Source organism: Saccharothrix ecbatanensis (genome assembly GCF_014205015.1).
In the GTDB taxonomy this organism is placed as follows: Bacteria; Actinomycetota; Actinomycetes; order Mycobacteriales; family Pseudonocardiaceae; genus Actinosynnema; species Actinosynnema ecbatanense.
In genome coordinates this window covers 8,197,277-8,216,585 of record NZ_JACHMO010000001.1, presented here as the reverse complement: position 1 = coordinate 8,216,585, position 19,309 = coordinate 8,197,277, and the positions used below count along the sequence as shown (strand labels likewise).

Annotated in this window: 17 protein-coding genes and 1 tRNA gene; 12 read left to right on the top strand and 6 right to left on the bottom strand. The window is 70.7% G+C overall.

Annotated features, from left to right (window positions below):
• Positions 1-183 precede the first annotated feature (183 nt).
• On the top strand, positions 184-708 hold the full coding sequence (locus F4560_RS36330) for a DUF4291 domain-containing protein (RefSeq protein ID WP_184927606.1): 525 nt from the start codon (positions 184-186) through the stop codon (positions 706-708).
• Positions 709-745: 37 nt separating this feature from the next.
• Positions 746-1,885, top strand: coding sequence for a PQQ-dependent sugar dehydrogenase (locus tag F4560_RS36325; protein ID WP_184927605.1), 1,140 nt, complete (start codon positions 746-748; stop codon positions 1,883-1,885).
• 147 nt (positions 1,886-2,032) lie between these two features.
• Here F4560_RS36325 and F4560_RS36320 read toward each other — a convergent pair whose 3' ends face one another.
• Both F4560_RS36320 and F4560_RS36315 read right to left on the bottom strand, forming a co-directional pair.
• Positions 2,033-2,626: a TetR/AcrR family transcriptional regulator gene (locus tag F4560_RS36320; RefSeq protein WP_184929604.1), complete on the bottom strand. Its 594-nt coding sequence runs from the start codon at positions 2,624-2,626 to the stop codon at positions 2,033-2,035.
• Between the two features lie 114 nt (positions 2,627-2,740).
• A complete protein-coding gene (locus F4560_RS36315) occupies positions 2,741-3,700 on the bottom strand; it encodes an acyl-CoA desaturase (RefSeq protein WP_184927604.1) in 960 nt (319 codons plus the stop codon).
• 155 nt (positions 3,701-3,855) lie between these two features.
• Between F4560_RS36315 and F4560_RS36310 the strand changes: the two genes are divergently transcribed.
• From F4560_RS36310 to pth, 8 genes are all read left to right on the top strand, one after another.
• The gene (locus tag F4560_RS36310) at positions 3,856-5,001 is read left to right on the top strand and encodes an alpha/beta hydrolase family protein (protein ID WP_184927603.1); all 1,146 of its coding nucleotides are present in this window, start codon (positions 3,856-3,858) and stop codon (positions 4,999-5,001) included.
• 321 nt (positions 5,002-5,322) lie between these two features.
• A tRNA-Gln gene (locus tag F4560_RS36305) sits at positions 5,323-5,393 on the top strand.
• 111 nt (positions 5,394-5,504) lie between these two features.
• The gene (locus F4560_RS36300; RefSeq protein WP_312869681.1) at positions 5,505-7,151 is read left to right on the top strand and encodes a GGDEF domain-containing protein; all 1,647 of its coding nucleotides are present in this window, start codon (positions 5,505-5,507) and stop codon (positions 7,149-7,151) included.
• A gap of 67 nt (positions 7,152-7,218) precedes the next feature.
• Entirely contained in the window at positions 7,219-8,697 is a 1,479-nt protein-coding gene (gene glmU / locus F4560_RS36295) for a bifunctional UDP-N-acetylglucosamine diphosphorylase/glucosamine-1-phosphate N-acetyltransferase GlmU (RefSeq protein WP_184927602.1), read from the top strand.
• Positions 8,698-8,711: 14 nt separating this feature from the next.
• Positions 8,712-9,683 carry a ribose-phosphate diphosphokinase gene (locus F4560_RS36290; RefSeq protein ID WP_184929602.1) on the top strand — a complete coding sequence of 324 codons (972 nt, stop codon included), beginning with the start codon at positions 8,712-8,714 and terminating at the stop codon, positions 9,681-9,683.
• Positions 9,684-10,090: 407 nt separating this feature from the next.
• Entirely contained in the window at positions 10,091-10,696 is a 606-nt protein-coding gene (locus tag F4560_RS36285) for a 50S ribosomal protein L25/general stress protein Ctc (RefSeq protein ID WP_184927601.1), read from the top strand.
• A 58-nt stretch (positions 10,697-10,754) separates the two neighbouring features.
• Positions 10,755-11,267, top strand: coding sequence for a DivIVA domain-containing protein (locus tag F4560_RS46380; RefSeq protein ID WP_184927600.1), 513 nt, complete (start codon positions 10,755-10,757; stop codon positions 11,265-11,267).
• Positions 11,257-11,826 carry an aminoacyl-tRNA hydrolase gene (gene pth, locus F4560_RS36275; protein ID WP_184927599.1) on the top strand — a complete coding sequence of 190 codons (570 nt, stop codon included), beginning with the start codon at positions 11,257-11,259 and terminating at the stop codon, positions 11,824-11,826. The genes F4560_RS46380 and pth overlap by 11 nt, the downstream gene beginning before the upstream one ends.
• 52 nt (positions 11,827-11,878) lie before the next feature.
• Here pth and F4560_RS36270 read toward each other — a convergent pair whose 3' ends face one another.
• Together F4560_RS36270 and F4560_RS36265 are read right to left on the bottom strand one after the other, a co-directional pair.
• A complete protein-coding gene (locus F4560_RS36270) occupies positions 11,879-12,670 on the bottom strand; it encodes a DUF3626 domain-containing protein (protein ID WP_246477929.1) in 792 nt (263 codons plus the stop codon).
• A 61-nt stretch (positions 12,671-12,731) separates the two neighbouring features.
• Positions 12,732-14,381 (bottom strand): fatty acyl-AMP ligase, encoded by a 1,650-nt coding sequence (locus tag F4560_RS36265; RefSeq protein ID WP_184927598.1) that lies wholly within the window; start codon positions 14,379-14,381, stop codon positions 12,732-12,734.
• Between the two features lie 104 nt (positions 14,382-14,485).
• On the opposite strand from F4560_RS36265, the gene F4560_RS46375 reads away from it, so the two are divergent.
• Positions 14,486-15,718 (top strand): DivIVA domain-containing protein, encoded by a 1,233-nt coding sequence (locus F4560_RS46375; protein WP_221483762.1) that lies wholly within the window; start codon positions 14,486-14,488, stop codon positions 15,716-15,718.
• A 230-nt stretch (positions 15,719-15,948) separates the two neighbouring features.
• Here the strand turns inward: F4560_RS46375 and F4560_RS36245 are convergent, their stop codons facing one another.
• The gene (locus F4560_RS36245; RefSeq protein WP_184927597.1) at positions 15,949-17,727 is read right to left on the bottom strand and encodes an ABC-F family ATP-binding cassette domain-containing protein; all 1,779 of its coding nucleotides are present in this window, start codon (positions 17,725-17,727) and stop codon (positions 15,949-15,951) included.
• A gap of 118 nt (positions 17,728-17,845) precedes the next feature.
• On the opposite strand from F4560_RS36245, the gene F4560_RS45120 reads away from it, so the two are divergent.
• Positions 17,846-18,268: a PASTA domain-containing protein gene (locus F4560_RS45120; protein WP_246477928.1), complete on the top strand. Its 423-nt coding sequence runs from the start codon at positions 17,846-17,848 to the stop codon at positions 18,266-18,268.
• Position 18,269: 1 nt separating this feature from the next.
• On the opposite strand, the gene F4560_RS36235 is transcribed toward F4560_RS45120, so the two are convergent.
• The gene (locus F4560_RS36235) at positions 18,270-19,235 is read right to left on the bottom strand and encodes a 4-(cytidine 5'-diphospho)-2-C-methyl-D-erythritol kinase (RefSeq protein ID WP_184927596.1); all 966 of its coding nucleotides are present in this window, start codon (positions 19,233-19,235) and stop codon (positions 18,270-18,272) included.
• Positions 19,236-19,309 lie beyond the last annotated feature (74 nt).

The following is a 19,309-nucleotide window of genomic DNA, read 5'->3' as shown; positions in this document are numbered from 1 at the left end:
CGTTCGTGCCGCAACGCCTTGCCAACCGCGTTCGCACTCACCACATCGACCTCGATGACCTAGACGAGACAGACCCCTGCCCGGGACTGAACGTCCACCGGAGGGGTTCTCGTTCGCCAGCCTACGGGCCTCCCGGTCCGGGTGCCCCGTGATTTCGGTTGACGGGGGCGTGACGCTGGGTACGTGGAGATCAGGGAGATCAGAGCCGACTACGACGATCGGCACCTCACCGTGTACCAGGCGTACTCGCCTGTCGTGGCCGGTCCGGCGCTGGCCGCGGGCCGGTTCGTGCCGCCGTTCAAGGTCGGCCGGATGACGTGGATCAAGCCGTCGTTCCTCTGGATGATGTACCGGTCCGGATGGGGGACGAAGCCGGACCAGGAGTGCGTGCTGGCGGTGCGGATCACCCGATCGGGGTTCGACCAGGCGGTGCGGGAGGCCGTGCCCAGCGACGAGGGCGTCGGGCGGAAGCCGGACGTGCGGGTGCAGTGGGACCCGGAGCGCGACCTGCACCTGAACCAGCTGCCCTACCGGTCGTTGCAGTTGGGGCTGGCGGGTGACGCATCACGCCGGTACGTGGACGAGTGGATCGTAGGGCTGACCGACGTGACGGCACTGGCCCACGAGGTCCGCGACCTGGCACGGGCCGGTGACCTGGACGGCGCGCGGGCGCTGCTGCCGGTCGAACGGCCCTACCCAAGAACGTGAACGGCGAGCACACACGTTGGTGGGCATGCTGATCCGCATGCGTCGCGTTGTCGGGTTCGCTGCCGTGGCGGTGTTGGCCGGGTCTCCGGCGTTGGCCGGGTGTTCGTCGGACGGCTCCGGGGGAAGTGCGCCGGGGACTCCGGCGCCCGAGGGGTTGCGGGTCGAGGTGGTGGTGGCCGGGTTGAGCCACCCGTGGGACGTGGGGTTCCTGCCCGACGGGCGGATGCTCGTGCCGCAGCGGCCGGGGCGGATCTCGTTGGTCTCGGACGGCCGGGCCACCGACGTCGAGGCCGATCTCGGTGACGTCGCGGCACGGGGCGAGGGCGGGCTGATGAGCCTGGTCGTGCACCCGGACTTCGCCACCAGCAGGCGGTTCACCACGTGCTTCAACACCGCGTCGGACGTGCGGCTGGTGACGTGGGAGCTGGCCGGCACGAAGGCGACCCGGGTGAAAGATCCGCTGGTCGCGGGGCTGCCGACCAACCCGAGCGGTCGGCATTCGGGGTGTCGGATGGCGCTGGACCGCGAGGGCCACCTGCTCGTCGGCACCGGGGACACGGCGCGGGGGAACGTCGCGCAGGACAAGTCCAGCCTCGGCGGCAAGGTGCTGCGGGTCGACCTGAACACCGGTGAGGGCGTGGCCGGGAACCCGTTCGGCGACCGGATCTACACCTACGGGCACCGCAACATCCAGGGTGTCGCGATCCGGCCGGACGGCGTGGTGTTCACCGCCGAGCACGGGCCGGACGTCGACGACGAGGTCAACGTGCTCGAGCCGGGGGCCAACTACGGCTGGGACCCGTCGCAGGGCGGCGCGGTGGGCGGCTACGACGAGGACGTGCCGATGACGGACCTCGAACGGTTCCCGGACGCCGTGCCCGCCGTGTGGTCGTCCGGTGATTCGACGGAGGCGATCTGCGACGCCGCGTTCCTCGTCGGCGAGCAGTGGGGCGCGTTGAACGGCGTGCTGGCCGTGACGGCGCTGAAGGGCTCGAAGGTGCTGCTGTTCACGGTCGGCCAGGACGGCAAGGTGGGTTCCGTGGCGATCCCGCCGGAACTGGACGACGCCCACGGCCGCCTGCGGGGCGCCGAACTGGGCCCCGACGGCGCCCTCTACGTGACCACGTCGAACGGCACCGACGACAAGATCCTCAAAGTGACCGCCCCCACCGCGTGAGTCCTACGTTCAGAACGCGTGAGTCCTACGTTCGCGTACCCCGAATTCAACGCTCACGACAGGCGTCCGCGTTCTGAGCGTTGAACTCGGGTGTTCCGAATGTAGGACTCACGGGACCGGAATGTAGGACTCACGCGACGCGTGGGGTCAGCGGGTGCGGAGGCGGGGTTTGTGGTCCATGTGGGACAGGCCCTTCCAGGCCAGGTTGACCAGGTGGGCGGCCACCTCGTCCTTCTTCGGCTTGCGGACTTCCAGCCACCACTGCCCGGTCAGGGCGACCATGCCCACCAACGCCTGCGAGTACAGGGCGGCCAGCTTGCGGTCATAGCCCTGGCGGGAGAAGTGCGCGCCCAGGATCGACTCCACCTGGGACGCGATGTCGTTCAGCAACGACGAGAACGTGCCGGTGGACGACGCCACGGGCGAGTCGCGCACGAGGATCCGGAAGCCGTCCGACGATCCCTCGATGTAGTCCAGCAGCGCGCACGCCGCCTGTTCCAGCAGCTCACGCGGGTGCCCGCCGGACAGCGCGTTGACGATGTGGTCCATCAGGTACTGCATCTCGCGGTCCACCACGACCGCGTAGATGCCTTCCTTGCCGCCGAAGTGCTCGTACACCACGGGCTTGGACACACCCGCCCGGTGCGCGATCTCCTCGACGGAGGTGACCTCGAAACCCTTCTCGGCGAACAACGCCCGAGCGACGTCGAGCAGCTGCTCGCGCCGCTCCTTGCCGGTCATCCGCACGCGTGGCACCGGTGTCTCGTCGCCGCGCCGTCTCCCCGCCATCCACGCCACCCTAAACACCTGCCCCTCGCCGGCGAGGCGAGGGGCAGGTGAAGGCAGGGCGGATGGTCACTTCTTGGCGGTGATGCGGGCCAGTCGCTCCGGGTTCGGCCACCGCACGTTCGTCGCCCAGCCGAACTTCTCGAACAGCCAGATGAGCCGCGCGGACGTGTCGATCTGACCGCGCTTCACGCCGTGCCGGGCGCTCGTCGGGTCGGCGTGGTGCAGGTTGTGCCACGACTCGCCGAAGCTCAGGATCGCCAGCGCCCAGACGTTGGCGGACCGGTCGCGCGCCGCGAACGGGCGGTCGCCGACCATGTGGCAGATCGAGTTGACCGACCACGTCACGTGGTGCAGGAACGCCACCCGGACCAGGCCGGCCCAGAAGAACGCCGACAGCGCGCCGGACCACGACATGGTGACCAGGCCGCCGATGAGGGCGGGCGCGAGCAGGCTGATGGTGGTCCACAGCGGGAACAGCTTGTCGACGCGGACCAGGTCCTTGTCGGCCAGCAGGTCGGGTGCGAAGCGCTGGGCGTTGGTCTGGTCGCGGTCGAACAGCCAGCCCATGTGGGCGTGCCAGAAGCCCTTGGCCAGCGCGACCGGGCCGCTGCCGAACAGCCACGGCGAGTGCGGGTCGCCCTCGCGGTCGGAGAAGGCGTGGTGACGGCGGTGGTCGGCGACCCACACGATCACGGGGCCCTGCAGCGCCATCATGCCCGCGATGGCGAGGCCGATCTTGAGCGCGCGGTTTGCCTTGAAAGAGCCGTGCGTGAAGTACCGGTGGAAACCGATCGTCACGCCGAGGCCGGCCACGTAGTAGAACGCCACGAAAAGCGCGACGTCCACCCAGCCCAGCCCCCAGCCCCAAGCGAGCGGAACGGCCGCGAGCAAAGCCAGGAACGGCACGATGACGAACACGTACACGCTGAACTGCTCGACGTGCCCACGCCGTCCGTCGATGATCGGCTTGGGTCCGCGATCCTCGGGCCCTTGCGGCGTGGACCTGCTCTCCAGGGTGCTGGTCATACATGTACCTCGTTGTGTGTTCGGGGCTACCTACGGGACCGTAACTTACGGCAGCGTAAGTTAGGCGGATGTGGTCCCGCCATAGCCGGGGCGAAAGTCATGGCGTGTTCTCAGCAAGCCGGGCGTGTCGATCACCGGCGGGGCATCATTCGGCAATGGGGTCACCGAACGTTCGCCGCAGACGTCGGCTGCGCGTCGCGCTCGTCTCACTGGCAGTGGTGTTGTTGCTGATCAGCGGCGGTTTGCTGGGGTTCGGCTGGTACTACAGCGGCGAGCTGCTCGAACCGGAGAACGCCCGTCCGGGCTACCGCGACACCGTCACGTCTTCGGCGTCCGGGTCCGTCGCGCTGGTGGAGTCCAGGGTCACTGTGCTGCCGGGCACATGGGGGCTCGTGTGGCCGGGAGGCGGCGCGAAGGTCGGTCAGGTGACGGGTCGGTCCGCCGGCACGGTGGTGCGCGAACTGGAGGGCGCTGCGCCCCCGGACGGCACGCTGGTGCGGATGGAGACGGCGGTGTGGACCACCGACCCCGCCGAGGCGCACGACCTGGAGTACACGGAAGTGCGAATTCCGACCGAATTGGGTGACGCACCGGCATGGCTGGTGCCCGCGACATCGTCCACGTGGGTCGTCGCGGTGCACGGTAGGGGCGGCTCGAGGGCCGAGGCCTTGCGCGTCATGCCGGCACTGCACGAACTCGGGTTACCCGTTCTCGCCATCACGTACCGGAACGACGAGGGCGCTCCGGCGTCACCGGACGGTCTGTACCACCTGGGCGACACCGAATGGCGCGATGTCGAGGCGGCCGTGAAGTACGCCGAGAGGCGCGGCGCGCGGAACGTCGTGCTGTACGGGTGGTCCATGGGCGGCGCGATCGTCGGCCAGTTCCTGGCGCGGTCGGCGGAGGCGGTCGACGTGGCCGCGGTCGTGCTGGACGCACCCGTCGTGAGCTGGACGAAGACGCTGGAGATGCAGTCGGGCAACCGGGGCGTCCCGGAGCAGCTCGTCCCGATCGCCGAGCTCGTCTCGGACTGGCGGGTCGACCTGGAGTTCAGCCGGTTCGACCTGGCCGCGCACCCGCCCGCGCACCGGCCCCCGACCCTGCTGTTCCACGGCGGTGCGGACGGCACCGTGCCGGTCCAGCCGTCCCGCGACCTGGCCGCGGCGGCGGGCCGGCTCGACTGGCCCCTCCGCTACGTCGAGGTGCCCGCGGCGGAGCACACGGCGGCGTGGAACGTCGACCCAGAGGCGTACGAGCGCACGGTGTCCGACTTTCTCGATTCGGTCGCCGGCGTCCGATAGCGGCGTCGGAGTTCCGAGTCCGACAACCCGATAGTGCGCGGCCGACTACGGGTGGTAGTTGAATCGATGATTGTTTCGGACGACATCATGCCCGCGCACCGCCCCGGAACCCGCTTCCAGCGCCGCTCAGTGTCGACATGCGGGCATGCCACGTTCATCCGACTGTGACCTAAGCCCTGCGATACACTTTCCTGACCAGCGATAACACGGACTGTCATGATCGAGTTACCCACCGGTTGCCGCCACTTGAGTGGTGCTGCTGACCTTCTTGGGAGAGTCGTGACAACATGTGTTCGCGCGGTCGGGGCGAGCCCCGACCGTTCCGCCATGGTGTAAAGGCAGCACCTCGGATTTTGGTTCCGATGGTCCAGGTTCGAATCCTGGTGGCGGAGCGAGAGGGCCGGGCCACGAAGGTCCCGGCCGCCCTGCGTCTGCATGGACGCCCTGCGTCTGCATGGGGGTGTGAGTCGCTGCACGAGCAAGCGGTCGACGAGCAGGACAACGTGGCGCCGGCGCTCCACGAGATGTCCGACGCGTGGCTGGTCGGCCGCGCGAGCGAACTCGTGGCCGTGGCCCAGAGCAGCCACCTGTCCGACCAGCTCGACGCGGCGCACGAGGTCGACGAGATCCTGGCCGAGGCACAGGGCCGGGGCGAGCCGCGGATCGTCGGCCAGCTCCTGCGCGCGGCGGCGGTGGTCCGGATCGTCACCCCCGGCCTGGTCGACCTGTCCGACAGCGTCCTGGACGAGATGCTGGCGCACACCCGGCGGCACGGCCTGCTGGTGCTGGAGGCCGAGGCGCACGCGCTGCGCGGTCGCCGTTACCTGATGGGCGGGTTCGAGGACAAGGCGTTGAGCGAGGTCGCGGGCGGCCTGGCGATGCTGGAGGAAGACCTCGCCCCCGACCCGATGATGGACAAGCGCACCTGGGACCGGCTGCTCGCGTCCGCGCTGGGGTCGACCGGGCTCGTGCTCACCCAGCTGGGCGTCTACGAGATGGCGGACGACGTGCTGGCGCGGGCGCACAACGCGATCCGGGACAGCGCCAACCCGCACCAGATCTACGTGCACCTGCTCAACCGGACCCGGCTGCTGATCGGCTGGGGCCTGCGGCTGGAGCGGGTGGACAACTTCGGCGAGGCCACCGAGCGGTTCGCCACCGCGTCCGCCATCGCCACCGCCGTCGAGGGACCGTTCCGGGAGTCGCTGCACCCCGGCCGGCGGGACCGGACGGCCGCCGAGCAGGTGCCGGTGATAGGCGCGGCGCACGCGCTGGCCAAGCCCGGCGCGGAGCACATCGCGCGGCTGTGGTCGCTGCGCGAGCTGGCCATGTACGCCCGCGAGCTGATCATCGTGTCCATCGCGCTGGCCCGCTGCCTGGACATGGAGGACCTGCCCCAGCAGGCGTTGCAGGTCCTGCACGACGCCCGCGAGCGGCTGGAGAAAGACACCTCCGAGCCCACCCTCATGCTGTGCCTGACCCGCGAGTACGCCAACATGTCCGGCCCGCACGGCGAGCGCACCATCTCCGCGTTGCAGACCTACGCCAACGCGCTGGAGGTGGAGCTGTGGCTGATGCAGGAGGCCCGCACCGCCACCCTGCTCACCCGGCGCGACCACGAGCGGCTGACCCGGGCGCACGGCGCGATCGCGCAGCAGGCGTTGCAGGACCCGCTGACCGGGCTGCCGAACCGGCGCGCGCTGGACGACCGGCTGGCCGGGCTGATCGGCGCGCAGACCCACCCGATGGCCATCGCCCTGGTCGACCTCGACGGGTTCAAGGTGGTCAACGACAAGCACTCGCACGCCGAGGGCGACGACGTCCTGCGCGTGATTGCGAGCACACTCCGGCAGGCGTTGCGGGGTGACGACCTGGTGGCCCGGTACGGCGGCGACGAGTTCGTCGTGCTGCTGCCCGGCGCTCCGCTGCACGCCGCCGAGGCGGCCCTCGGCCGGGCCGTGGATGCCGTCGCCGGCTTGCCATCCGACCTGTCCAGAGGGGTGACGCTGTCCGTGGGCGTGATCTCCGTGCGCCCGCGCGAGACGGCGCACGCGGCGCTGGCACGGGCCGACTCGGCGATGTACGTGGCGAAACGCCGGGGTGGCTGCCAGGTTGCCGCGGTGGAAGTCGAGCCTTCCTCAGACGCTTAGTATCAGCACCTGGCGGGAAGCCAGGCCCCTCCCGCTGAAAGCACGCACTCAGCTAGGGAGAGCGCTGATGCTCGAGGGTGTCCCCACCCCAGTCAGCACGATCGTCCTCGCAGCGGGCGAAGGCACCCGCATGCGCTCAGCCACTCCGAAGGTGTTGCACCGCATCGCCGGCCGATCCCTGGTGGAGCACGCCGTGCGTGCCGCCGCCGGGACCGGCCCTGACCACCTCGCGGTCGTCGTCGGCCACGGCCGCGCGGCGGTCGCCGAACACCTCGACCACGTGTCCACCGCGCTGGACCGCAAGGTCACCGTGGCGGTGCAGGAGGAGCAGAAGGGCACCGGGCACGCGGTCGGCTGCGGCCTGGCCGAACTTCCGGCCGACCTGTCCGGCACGGTCGTGGTGACGTACGGCGACGTGCCGCTGCTCGACTCCGACACATTGCTCGGGCTGCTGGCCGAGCACGGCGGGCGGGGCAACGCGGTGACCGTGCTGACCGCCGTGGTGGCCGACCCCACCGGGTACGGGCGGATCGTGCGCTCGGCCGACGGCTCGGTCGAGGCGATCGTGGAGCAGAAGGACGCCACACCCGCGCAGCGGGAGATCAGCGAGATCAACTCGGGGGTGTACGCGTTCGACGCGGCCGTGCTGCGCGACGGGCTCTCCCGGCTGTCCACCGACAACGCCCAGGGCGAGCTGTACCTGACCGACGTGCTGACCATCGCGCGCGGCGACGGTCGGCGCGTGGGCGCCCTGGTGACGTCCGACGAGTGGCTGGTCGAAGGCGTGAACGACCGCGTGCAGCTGGCCCGGCTGGGCGCGGAGCTGAACCGCCGGCTGGTGGAGCGGGCGATGCGGGCCGGCGTCACGGTGGTCGACCCGGCCAGCACGTGGCTGGACGCGGACGTGCGGCTCGACCGCGACGTGCTGATCGAGCCGGGCGTGCAGCTGCGCGCGGGCACGACGGTCGGCGAGGGCGCGGTCGTCGGACCGGACACCACGCTGTCCGCGTGCGTGATCGGGCCGGGCGCTTCCGTGGTCCGCACGCACGGCTCCGGCGCGGAGATCGGCGCGGGCGCGTCCGTCGGCCCGTTCTCGTACCTGCGGCCGGGCACGCGGCTCGGCGCGGACGGCAAGATCGGCGGGTTCGTCGAGGTCAAGAACTCGGACATCGGCGTCGGCAGCAAGGTGCCGCACCTGAGCTACATCGGCGACACCACGATCGGCGAGCACTCCAACATCGGCGCGGCCAGCGTCACGGTGAACTACGACGGTGTGAAGAAGCACCGGACCGTGATCGGGTCGCACTGCCGCACGGGCTCGGACAACATGTTCGTCGCGCCGGTCACCGTGGGGGACGGCGCGTACACCGGTGCGGGGACCGTGGTGCGGCGTGACGTGCCGCCCGGGGCGCTGGCGGTGTCCGGCGGCCCGCAGCGGAACCTCGAAGGCTGGGTGGTCTCCCGGAGGCCGGGCACGGCCGCCGCCGAAGCGGCGGAACGTGCCCAGACGCCCGAGAATGCAGGCACAACCGAAGAAGGGCGCTGACCGTGAACCCCACGATGTCCGGGACACCCAAGAAGAATTTGATGCTCTTCGGCGGGCGCGCGTATCCCGAGCTGACCGAGCAGGTGGCCAAGCACCTCAACGTCTCGGTCACCCCGCAGTCGGCGTACGACTTCGCCAACGGCGAGATCTTCGTGCGATTCGAGGAAAGCGTGCGCGGTTGCGACGCCTTCGTCATCCAGTCCCACTGCGCGCCGATCAACCAGTGGCTCATGGAGCAGCTGATCATGGTGGACGCGCTGAAGCGGGCGTCCGCGAAGCGGATCACCGTGATCATGCCGTTCTACCCGTACGCGCGGCAGGACAAGAAGCACCGCGGGCGCGAGCCGATCTCGGCACGCCTGGTCGCGGACATGTTCAAGACCGCGGGCGCGGACCGGCTGGTGTCGGTCGACCTGCACACGTCGCAGATCCAGGGCTTCTTCGACGGCCCGGTGGACCACCTCTGGGCCATGCCGCTGCTGGCCGAGCACATCCGGGGCAAGTACGCCGGGCGTGACCTGACGGTCGTCTCGCCGGACGCCGGCCGCACCAAGCTGGCCGAGAAGTGGGCGGACACGCTGGGCGGCACGCCGATCGCGTTCATCCACAAGACCCGCGACCCGATGCGACCGAACGAGGTCGTGGCGAACCGGGTGGTCGGCCAGGTCGAGGGCCGGCTGTGCGTGGTCATCGACGACATGATCGACACCGGCGGCACCATCACCAAGGCGGTGGACCAGCTGCTCGCCGAGGGCGCGTCGGACGTGGTCATCGCGGCCACCCACCCGGTGCTGTCCGGCCCGGCCGTGGAGCGCCTCCAGAACTGCGGCGCGCGTGAGGTCGTGTTCACCGACACCCTGCCGATCCCGGCGGAGAAGCGGTTCGACGCGATGACCGTGCTGCCGATCGCACCCCTCCTGGCCCGCGTGATCCAGGAGGTCTTCGAGGACGGCTCCGTCACCTCGCTCTTCGACGGCAACGCCTGACGCTCCACGCCCCGCGGAACGACCGGCCGGCCTTCCGCCGCCCGGTCGTTCCGCGTGAGTCCTACGTTCAGAACCCGTGAGTCCTACGTTCAGAACCCGTGAGTCGTACCTTCAGGACCACCGTGTCCTACGTTCAGGACCCCCGAATTCAACGCTCAGGACGGCGCGAGCGGGGGCGTTCAGGCCCGCTAGCGAACCCCGATTAGGCCTAGTCGAGCGGGTCGTCCTACACTGTTCAGGTTGCCTCGGCGAGGGCGAGCATCACGCTCGGCGTGATCGACGCGGCGGTTGTGATGCCGCGCGTGTTCACCCTCCGCGCCGCCCGCCGCCGCAGGCCAACCCCCGCTTCGCCCCGCCCGACGTACCCGCCGACGTATACCTGGCCAGACCGTTAGGAGAGCCCCACCGTGTCCGAGGTCCGTCTCGCCGCAGAGCAGCGCACCGAGTTCGGCAAGGGCGCCGCCCGCCGCACCCGCCGCGCCGGCAAGATCCCCGCGGTGCTCTACGGCCACGGTTCCGACCCGAAGCACCTGGCCCTGCCGGCGCTCGAGTTCGCCCGTGTTGTCCGCGAGCACGGTCAGAACGCAGTTCTCACGCTGGACATCGAGTCCTCCACCGAGCTGGCACTGACCAAGACTGTCACCACGCACCCCATCAAGAACTACATCGAGCACGTCGACCTGCTGCTCGTGCAGCGGGGTGAGAAGGTCACCGTCGAGGTGCCGATCGTCCTCACCGGCGACGCCGCCGCGGCGACCCTCCTCACCCAGGACCTCACCTCGGTGCAGGTCGAGGCCGACGCGCTGAACATCCCCGAGCAGGTGGAGTACTCCATCGCCGGTCTCGGCGCGGGCACCCAGGTGCACGCGTCCGACCTGATCCTGCCCGCCGGCACCACGCTGGTGACCGACGGCGACGCGATGGTCCTCGCGATCAACGCCGCGCCGACGGCCGCCGACATGGACGGCGGCGAGGCCGAGGCCGCCGACACCGAGGCCACCGAAGAAGGCTGAGCCCATCACGTCGGGCAACTCGAACGGCACGCCTCCCCCGCCACACGGCTGGGGTGGCGTGCCGTTCCCGTTCCTCACCCCGGCGCAGGTGCGCTCCACCACGTTCCCCCGCAAGCGCGGCAAGGGCTACGACCCGGCGCAGGTGGACGCGTTCCTCCTGCGCATCGCCGACGCCCTCGCCGGACGCTCCCGGCTGCACCCCGACCAGGTGCGGACGATCGTGTTCACCGAGATCGCGGGCGGGTACGACCAGCGGGCCGTGGACGACTTCCTGGCCGCTGCAGAGCACCAGCTCCGGTCCGGGCACGTGCCGCCGACGACCCTCCAGACCGGGGACGCCCTCATGGCGGTGAAACTCCCCAAGTCCGCCAACGGCTACGATCGCGGCGAAGTCGACGCGTTCCTCGGTCGGGCCGCCGCGACGCTGGACGGCCGGGGGCGGATGACCTCCAGCGAGGTGCGCCACACCAGGTTCACCACCACGTCCGGACTGCGGCGCGGGTACCAGGTGCGCGCGGTGGACGCCCTGTTGGACGAGCTTGAGCAGGAGTTGCGGTTCCGTGGTCGATGACGTGGCCCTGGTCGTCGGGCTGGGCAACTCCGGCCCCAAGTACGAGGGCAACCGGCACAACGTCGGGTTCCTGGTGCTGGACGAGCTGGCTTCGCGGGTGGGCGGGAAGTTCAAGGCGCACAAAGGCGGCGCGGAGGTGCTGGAAGGCCGGTTGGCCGGGCGCCGGGTCGTGCTGGCCAAGCCGCGCGGCTACATGAACACCTCCGGCGGGCCGGTCGCGGGGACGGCGAACTTCTACAAGGCGACGCCCGCGTCGATCATCGTCGTGCACGACGAGCTGGACCTGCCGTTCGGCACGGTGCGGCTGAAGCTCGGCGGCGGGGAGAACGGGCACAACGGGCTCCGGTCGATCACCAAGTCGCTGGGCACCAAGGACTACCACCGGGTGCGGTTCGGGGTGGACCGGCCGCCGGGCCGGATGGACCCGGCCGACTACGTGCTGCGTGACTTCTCGCTCGTGGAGCGCAAGGAACTGGCCTTCGAGCTCGACCGTGCGGCGGACGCCGTGGAGGCGTTGCTCGAACTCGGGCTGGAAGCCGCCCAGAACAAGTTCCACTGAGAACAAGTTCCACTGGGCACAATTTCCGCTGATCGGGCTTCACCGAACGGCTTCACCGACCGAAGCGGGCCAGCAGGTGCCAGACCTTCTTCAGGTCCTGCGGGTCGTGGCGGTCACGGACGTCGCCGAGGACCTTCGGGGTGAGCACGCCGTCCACCGCGATCTCCAGCCCCAGGTCGACGTACCGCTGTCCCCGGTAGTCGCCGTGCCCCCGCAGCTGGTCCACGTGCAGCCGGAACCCCGGATGCCACTCGACCGCGCACGGCAGGCGTGACGCGGCTTCCTCCACCGCCGTGCCGCGGTAGCCCGGGTCGAGCACCAGCGCCTCCACGTCCGCCTCCACCGACACCGGGCCGTGGACGTGCGCCTCGACGTAGTCGTCCAGCGGGTCGCGGTCGTCCGCCCGCGCGATCCCGATCAACGCCATGCGGTCCGCCGTGCCGAAGTGCTCGGGCTCCAGGAAGCTGTCCGGGTAGCAGAACGTGGTGCGCGCCAGAGCGCCTTCGGTGAGCCGCAGGTGCGCCGAACCGAACCGCGGCGCCGCGCCGTACGGGCTGAGGCGGAAGTTCAGCCCGCCGTACACCGGCCGGTCCTCCGGTGACGCCTCGTCGTACGCGCCGCCGAAGATCCGGCTCTCCCACCGCCACCGGTCACCCCCGGCGAACGCGGTCAGCCCGCCGTTGCCCGTCCCGGTGACGAACTGCGACACGTAACGCCCCGTGCCGGCGAGGGCGGCGACCACTCGTTCGGGGTGGAAGTGGAGGGTGACGCGCAAGGCGCGGTCGAGCGGTGTTCCGGTCGACCGCGCCTCCACGTGCCGAAGCGCGCGTTCAGCCGGTGGCATGCCAGCCGGTGGCATGCGAGCCCGTGACGAGTCAGCGCGCGACATCTCGGCCCGTCACCTCTCAGCCGGCGGGCACCAGAGCGGCCGCGGCGGAGCGGCGGAGCTTGCCGGACGGGGTCTTGGGCAGGCTGCCGGGCTTCAGCACGACCACCGAGTACGGGCGCACGCTGACCGCGTCCATGACCCGCGCGCTGATCTCCTTGCTCAACGCCCGCACCGCGTCGTCCTCGCCCGCCAGCTTCGACTCGACCACCACGGCGAACCGCTCACGCCGCGTGCCCGCGTCCAACCGCACGGCCATCGCGTTGCCCGCACGCACACCCTCGACAGCCGCCGCCGCGCGCTCGATGTCCGTCGGGTAGATGTTGCGACCGCCCATGATGATCACGTCCTTGCGCCGCCCGCACACGACGACCTGGCCGTCCGCGACATAACCCTCGTCACCGGTGTCCAGCCAGCCGTCGGCGTCCTGGGTGTCCAGCGGGCCGTCCACGGTGAGGTAGCCGGGCGTCACGGCCTCACCGCGCACCCGCAGCTGCCCGACCTCGCGTTCGCCCAGCACCGCGCCCTCGGAGTCGACCACCTGCACCTCCAGCCCCGGCAGCGGCGGCCCGAGCAGCGGGAACGCCCGCGCGTTGGGGCTGTCCGCCGGCACCGGCACGGCACGGTGACCCGCCTCCAGCTCCTCCGGGTCCACCACGTCGACCGCGATGCCGGTGAACACCGGCGCGAACGCCACGCCCAGCGTCGTCTCCGCCATGCCGTACGCGCAAAGCACGCACTCCGGCCGCAGCCCGAACCGCTCGCCCGCGTCGGTGAACGCCTTCACCGCGACCGGGTCGATCGGCTCGGCGCCGTTGAGCGCGATCCGCAGCTTCGACAGGTCGAACGCACCGTCGTCCACGCCCTTCATCCGCCGGGCGGCGAAGGCGTAGGCGAAGTTCGGCGCGGCGGTGATGGTGCCCTGGTAACGGCTGATCAGGTCCGGCCACAGGGTGGGCCGGGTGAGGAAGTCGACCGGCGTGACCTTGACCAGGTCGATGCCGAACAGCATGGGCACGGTCAGGAAGCCGACCATCCCCATGTCGTGGAACAGCGGCAGCCAGGAGACCATCCGGTCGGTCTCCGGGTCGAGTTCGGCGGCCGTCTCCATGGCTTTGGCGTTGGACCACAGGTTGCCGTGCGTGATGCGGACGGCCTTCGGGTCCGCAGTGGATCCGCTGGTGAGCTGGAGCAGCGCGGGCATGTCCTCGTCGACGTCGACGGGCGCTTCCAGCGGCTCACCGCTCAGCTCGTCCAGCTTGCGGTAGGCGACGCCGTGCTCGTCCAGGACGCCCGACAGCGCGTCGAACGGCGCGCCGAGCAGCACCAGCTTCGCGTTGATCATGCGCAGCACGCGCAGCGTGTCCGCGGCCCACTCGGCCAGGTCGGTGCGGGCCGTCGGCTGGTGCAGCATGGTCATGCTGCCGCCGACCAGCCACGTGGCCTGCACGGCGGGCGCGATCACGGCCGGGTCGCCGGCGAGGACCGCGACCGACTCACCCCGCGCGACCCCGTCGGCCACGAGGGCGCCGGCCATGCGGGTGGCCTGCTCGTGCACCTCCGCCCACGACCGGCGGACGGGAGCGTTCGGCTCCCCCGTGGTCATGCCCCGCTTCTGTCCTCCGGCACCCGAAGCGGTTGCCACCATCGTGTCCACGAACCGGCTCATGTCGACAAGGGTAGAGCGATCTTCCAAGCATTGAGCCAATAGGGCGAAACGACCGGGCCACCATCCGGCGATACTCCCCGGTACGCACACGAAGGAGGTAATGGGTGACCGGGTTCGACGCGCGCACGCACCTGCCGGCACATCCGGCGCCGCTGTTGGGCGCGCAGGATCTGCGGCAGGTCGCCTTCCACCGCCCGCCGCCGGGCCGGCCCGGGTACGACGAGGGGCAGGTGGACTCCTTCCTCGACCGCATCGAGGAAACCTTGCTGGGCCGGGACAACGTGTCCGAGCACGACGTGCGAACGGTGCGGTTCAGACCCGGCCGGCCCGGTTACCACGCGATCGAGGTCGACGCGTTCATGGACCTCGTCGCCGACACCCTCGGGTCGACGCCGCAGCGGCAGCAGGCCTCCGCACCTGCTCAGGGCGCTCACGCCACGTCGACCGGGATGCGTCCCGCGGCGGCCGGGCTGACACCGCAGGACGTGCGGGCGGTGCGGTTCCACAAGCCGAGACCGGGGAACCGCGGGTACCACGAGGGCGAGATCGACGCGTTCCTCGACCGGATCGAGAACACGCTGGCGGGCCGGGACCACCTGACCGCGCAGCAGGTGCAGGACCACGAGTTCAGCTACGCCCCGCCCGGGCAGATCGGGTACGACGAGGACGACGTGGACACGTTCCTCGACCTGGTCGTGGTGACGTTGGAGCGCTCGCCCCTGGTGGCGTTGGAGCGCCCGGTCGCGGTGTTGCCGCCCGTGCGCCCGCGTCCGGGGCCTGGCACCCGCCCGTTGACCGCCCGGGACGTCCGCACCGCTGCCTTCGGGAAACCGCCACGCGGTCGACGCGGGTACCACGAGACCCAGGTCGACAAGTTCCTGGACCGGATCGAGAACACGTTGCTGGGGCAGGACGACCTGTCCGCGCGCGAGGTGCGTGAGGCCCGGTTCAGCCGGCCGATGTTCGGTCGGCGCGGGTACGACGAGACCGAGGTCGACGCGTTCCTGGCGCGGGTGGAGAAGCAGCTGGTCGACGACCCGCCGAGGCCCGGTTCGCTGCGGCCCGTCTCGCTGCCGCCGGTCACGTCGTGGAAGCAGCTGCGCCTGATCAAGATCCCGGTGGCGGGGCCGGCGCAGTGCGGGTACCGGACGTCGCAGGTGGACCGGATGTTGGAGGAGGTCGGCATCGCGTTGGACGGCATGGTCGGCGCGTCTTCGGCGGAGGTGGCCGAGATGAAGTTCGCCACGTCCTTGATCGCCGGCCAGGGCTACGACTGCGCGTTCGTCGACGAGCTCATGCCCCTGCTCGTCACCGAACTCCGCCGCCGAGGCCGCTAACCCCCGCGTGAGTCCTACGTTCAGAACGCGCGAGTCGTACCTTCAGAACCACCGTGTCCTACGTTCAGGACCCCCGAGTTCAACGCTCAGAACAAACGATCTTGTACTGAGCGTTGAATTCGGGGGTTCCGAACGTAGGACTCACGGGTCCTGAACGTAGGACTCACGGGGCCTGAGTGTTCGACACGCGGGGCCTGGGGGTTCGACTCGCGGGTGGGTGGGTGGGTGGGTCAGCCTTCGGCGTTCTCGGCTGCGGCCAGCCACTGGGTCTCGACGCTCTCCACCTCGACCATGACGGCCTTCAGCTCGGCGTCCAACGCCATCAGGCGCTCCGGATCGGTGGACGCCTCCGCCAACGCCGCGTGGAGCTGCGCTTCCTTCTTCTGCAACGCCTCGAACCGCCGTTCCAGCCGCGACAGCTCCTTGCGCGCCGCACGCTGGTCGGCGGCCGACGACGGCGCCGCCGACGCCGACAAAGTCGCCTTGGGCGCCCCCGCCTCGGCCTCCTTCTGCCGGTCCCGCCGCCGCAGGTACTCGTCGATCCCGCCGGGCAGGTCGGTCAGCCCGCCCTCGCCGAACAACGCCACCACCTGGTCGCACACCCGCTCCACCAGGTACCGGTCGTGCGAGATCACCACCAACGTCCCCGGCCACGAGTCCAGCAGGTCTTCGAGCTGCTGCAACGTGTCGATGTCCAGGTCGTTCGTCGGCTCGTCCAGCAGCAGCACGTTCGGCTCGGCCATCAGCAGCCGGCACAGCTGCAACCGCCGCCGCTCACCACCGGACAGGTCGCCGACCGGCGTCCACTGCTTCTGCGACGAGAACCCGAACCGCTCGGCCAGCTGCGACGCGGACATCTCCTGCTTGCCCAGCACCACCCGCCGCGCGATCTCCTCCACGGCCTCCAGCACGCGCATCGACCCGTCCAGGTCGTGCAGCTCCTGGCTCAGGTGCGCGAGCTTCACCGTCTGGCCCTGGATCCGCCGACCGGTCTCCAGCTCGCGCTCACCGGCCAACGCCTTCAGCAGCGACGTCTTGCCCGAGCCGTTCACGCCGACGATCCCGACCCGGTCGCCCGGCCCGATCCGCCACGTCAGGTCGCGCACCAGCGTCCGGCCGGGCACGGTCAGCGTCGCGTCCTCCAGCTCCAGCACCGTGCGCCCGAGCCGGCGCTTGGCGAACGCCATCAGCTCGACCGAGTCACGCGGTGGCGGCACGTCGGAGATCAGCTCTTCCGCGGCCTCGATCCGGTAGCGGGGCTTGGACGTGCGGGCGGGCGCGCCGCGGCGCAGCCACGCCAGCTCCTTGCGGGCCAGGTTGCGGCGCTTCTCCTCGACCGTGTCGGCCAGCCGGGCGCGCTCGGCGCGGGCGAAGATCCAGTCCGCGTAGCCGCCCTCGTACTGCTCGACCTTGCCGTTGACGACTTCCCACGTGCGGCTGCATACAGTATCCAAAAACCACCGGTCGTGTGTCACCACGACGAGCGCCGTGCGCCGGGCCAGCAGGTGCTCGGCCAGCCACCGCACACCCTCGACGTCCAGGTGGTTGGTCGGCTCGTCCAGCACGACCAGGTCCAGGTCCTGCACCAACGCCGCCGCCAGCGCCACCCGCCGCCGCTCGCCACCGGACATCGTGCCCACCGGCGAGTCCAGCCCGAACCCGGTGATGCCGAGACCGTCGAGGATGGACCGCACCCGCGCGTCGGCCGCCCACTCGTGCTCGGCGTCGAACCCGAGCGGGTCGATCACGGCGTTTCGCACGGTCGAGCCCTCGGCCAGTTCGGTGCGCTGCGTGACGACCGCCATCCGCAGCCCACGGTTCTGGCTGACCCGCCCCTCGTCCGGTTCGGCGAGCCCGGCCAGGACCTCCAGCAGCGTCGTCTTGCCGCCGCCGTTGAGGCCCACGACGCCGATGCGGTCGCCTTCGCCGACGCCCAAGGACACGCCGTCGAGTAGGGGACGCACGCCGAACGACTTGGAGACAGCCTCCAAGTTGACCAAGTTGGCCATGTACCAGCACCTTCATCGAGAGACAGGGGTATGCGCAGTACGCCAGCCTAGCTACCGCGCCGGTAACGACGGTCCGCCCCGACTCGACGTACCGCCTGTAACCGAGCCAGGGAGTCCGATGTCACAGCTGAAGTGGGTCGCCGGCGCGTTGACGGCCCTGGTGGTCGCGGGGTGTGGCACCACACCGCCGGCCACCACGACGGTCACCGTGCCCGCCGCCACAACACCGGCAGCCACTGAACCGGCGGCCACTGAACCGGCGGCCACAGCACCGGCAGCTACCGAACCGGCAGCCACGACGCCCGCGCCGGCCGGGAAGACCTGCACCGTCCCGAACGTCGTCGGCATGATCCACCAGACCGCGCAGGACACCATGCAGGCCGCGGGCCTCTACAAGCTCCGTGAACAGGATGCCACCGGTCAGGGGCGAGTGCTGGCCCTGGACCGGAACTGGACCACGACCGCGCAGACCCCGGCCGCCGGGCAGGTCGTCCCCTGCGACACCGAGGTGCTGCTGTCGGCCAAGAAGAACGACGAGTAGGTCACGCGTGCACCTCGGGCGGGATCGGCCGGGGTGCCTCTTCGGTGCCGATGACGCGCGCGCCGTGGACCGGGCCCTGCGCCACGCGCACCGTCCGGCACACACCCGCGCCCGCCAGTTCGGCCGCCACCCGCACCGCCGCGTCGCCGTCGGTGCACAGGAACGCGCAGGTCGGCCCCGATCCGGACACCATGCCGGCCAACGCGCCCGCGTTCACGCCCGCGCGCAACGTGCGGCGCAGGTTGGGCCGCAGCGACACGGCGGCGGCCTGAAGGTCGTTGCCCAGCAGCAGCGCGAGCTGACGCGGGTCGCCGGACGCCAGGCCTTCCAGCACGGCCTCCGCCTCACCGACCCGAGGCGGATCGCCGTCCGCGCGCAGCCGGTCCAGCTCGTCGAACACCTCGGGCGTGGGCAGGCCGCGCCGGTCGAACGCGAGCACCCAGTGGAACGTGTGACGGGACAGCACGGGGACGATCCTGTCGCCCCGGTCGGTGCCCAACGCGGTGCCGCCGTAGATGCCGAACGGGACGTCCGCGCCGATCTTGCCCGCCAGCGTGGCCAGGTCGTCCCGGCTGATCTCCAGCCGCCAGAGGGAGGCCAGCCCGACGAGCGTCGCCGCCGCGTCCGCGCTGCCGCCCGCCATGCCGCCGGCGACCGGGATGGCCTTGCGGATCACGACCCGGACCTTCGGGTCGTCGGGGTCGCGGCCGACGTGCTCGGCCAGCACCCGCACCGCCCGCCAGGCGAGGTTGGACGCGCCGGTGGGCACGGCGTCGGCGCCTTCGCCGTGCACCTCGACCCCGGGGTCGTCGGCGATGGCGACGGTGACCTCGTCGGTCAGCGACAAGGCCTGGAAGATCGTCACGAGGTCGTGGTAGCCGTCCGAGCGAAGATCGCCTACAGCCAGGTGCAGGTTGACCTTGGCCGGGACGCGGACGGTGACCGGGGGTGGGACGACAGCGAGCACGCCATGAAGCGTACGGGCGTTTCCGGGTAGCCCGCTCCTACCGACCCCTGACCTGGTGCTGAACACTATTCTTA

Bases quoted from the DNA above. Each gene is read 5' to 3' on its own strand.
- F4560_RS36290 (WP_184929602.1), top strand. From the start codon at position 8,712: ATGTCCGGGACACCCAAGAAGAATTTGATGCTCTTCGGCGGGCGCGCG.
- glmU (WP_184927602.1), top strand. From the start codon at position 7,219: ATGCTCGAGGGTGTCCCCACCCCAGTCAGCACGATCGTCCTCGCAGCG.
- F4560_RS36315 (WP_184927604.1), bottom strand. From the start codon at position 3,700: ATGACCAGCACCCTGGAGAGCAGGTCCACGCCGCAAGGGCCCGAGGAT.
- F4560_RS36270 (WP_246477929.1), bottom strand. From the start codon at position 12,670: ATGCCACCGGCTGAACGCGCGCTTCGGCACGTGGAGGCGCGGTCGACC.
- F4560_RS36320 (WP_184929604.1), bottom strand. From the start codon at position 2,626: ATGACCGGCAAGGAGCGGCGCGAGCAGCTGCTCGACGTCGCTCGGGCG.
- F4560_RS36245 (WP_184927597.1), bottom strand. From the start codon at position 17,727: ATGGCCAACTTGGTCAACTTGGAGGCTGTCTCCAAGTCGTTCGGCGTG.
- F4560_RS45120 (WP_246477928.1), top strand. From the start codon at position 17,846: ATGTCACAGCTGAAGTGGGTCGCCGGCGCGTTGACGGCCCTGGTGGTC.
- F4560_RS36265 (WP_184927598.1), bottom strand. From the start codon at position 14,381: ATGAGCCGGTTCGTGGACACGATGGTGGCAACCGCTTCGGGTGCCGGA.
- F4560_RS36310 (WP_184927603.1), top strand. From the start codon at position 3,856: ATGGGGTCACCGAACGTTCGCCGCAGACGTCGGCTGCGCGTCGCGCTC.
- F4560_RS36325 (WP_184927605.1), top strand. From the start codon at position 746: ATGCGTCGCGTTGTCGGGTTCGCTGCCGTGGCGGTGTTGGCCGGGTCT.